We start from the raw sequence: 1,262 nt of genomic DNA, 5'->3' as shown, positions 1-1,262 counted from the left end.
GATCATCAAAGGAAGGAGGCTAGGCTGACTCTCCTTGCAAGCGCGCATCTTTCTGTCGAGACAAAATTCAATTCTGAGCACTTTCAATTTTGGCCCTAAAAATTAGGGTTTCCTCAAAAATAGGAATTTCTGAAATCTGAAGACATAGCTGGAAGCTCCTTGGAAAAATCGAAGTTTAGAGCTATGGATCAAGATTTTTGGCTGGGTAGATCTTCTGGAAACTCAAACCCTAATTCAGGGTCCTCCCTAGTGAATCCGGAAGTCTAAAAGGCAATTTCGAGGGGTGAAACTTTGCAGTTTTCAACTTCTGAGTACACCAGGCTGATCAGCTCATCAAGGCGCATCTTTCTATCCTTTCAGAAAGTTGAAATTCACATTTTGAATTTTTAGGGTTTCTCTGACAAACCCTAATCCAGCTCCAGGTCCAGTTCTTGCAAATCAAGTGGATTGGGTTAATCCTAGAAGAAAATGGATTGGTCACCTGCATAAGTGAAGAAGTTCCAGTTTCAGAGGGAGATGAGGCTAAGGCCTTACATAAGAAGATTACAAGCGATCTCGACAGGTATGACTCATTGAGGTATGTTTCGAGATTTGTTCATGATTAAGAACTTGGGGATGATGCACTATTTGTTTTTGGCATGGAGGTGTGGCAGAGTGCAGATGGAATCTTCCTTGGACAAGGGAAGTATGCAGTAGAGATCCTGAAGAGGTTCGGGATGATGGACTGCAAGGCTATGGCATCGAACCTGAAGCTTCTGTGTGATGCTTCATCTGAACCGGTTGATGTCACTATGTATCGTCAGATGATTGGGTCCTTGATGTACCTGACGAACACGAGACCAGATATTTGCTTTGCGGTGAACACATTGAGCCAGTTCCTGACGGATCCCAGAGGTGTTCACCTGGTTGCTGTAAAGCATATTCTGAGGTACCTGAAGGGTACAGTTGATTATGGGCTCAAGTATGATGCGAATCAAAAGTTTAACCTGCAGGGTTATGTTGATTCAGATTGGGCAGGCAGTGCTGCAGATAGGAAGAGCACATCTGGGTGCTGCTTCAGTATGGGATCAGGTGTGATCTCTTGGTTTAGCAGGAAGCAGTCCTGCGTAGCACTGAGTACAGCTGAGGCAGAGTATGTTGCAGCCTGTTCAGCTAGTTGTGAGGCAGTATGGCTACGGAAGCTACTGTCTGAGTTATTTGATCTCCCGTTGGATGCTACTGGTATCTTTTGTGATAACCAGAGCTGTGGGAAGTTGTCCGAG

General features: G+C 44.8%; 1 protein-coding gene. It reads left to right on the top strand.

What is annotated here, in order from left to right; translation table 11 throughout:
- Window positions 1-638: 638 nt before the first annotated feature.
- A partial coding sequence (locus DC363_RS17050) for a Ty1/Copia family ribonuclease HI (RefSeq protein WP_206749376.1) occupies window positions 639-1,262 on the top strand: 624 nt, incomplete at its 3' end.

Origin of the sequence: Thalassorhabdomicrobium marinisediminis, assembly GCF_003072065.1 — a bacterium.
GTDB classification, from domain to species: Bacteria; Pseudomonadota; Alphaproteobacteria; order Rhodobacterales; family Rhodobacteraceae; genus Octadecabacter; species Octadecabacter marinisediminis.
The sequence above is the reverse complement of the archived record's forward strand: the minus strand, read 5'-3'. Positions and strand labels throughout refer to the sequence as shown.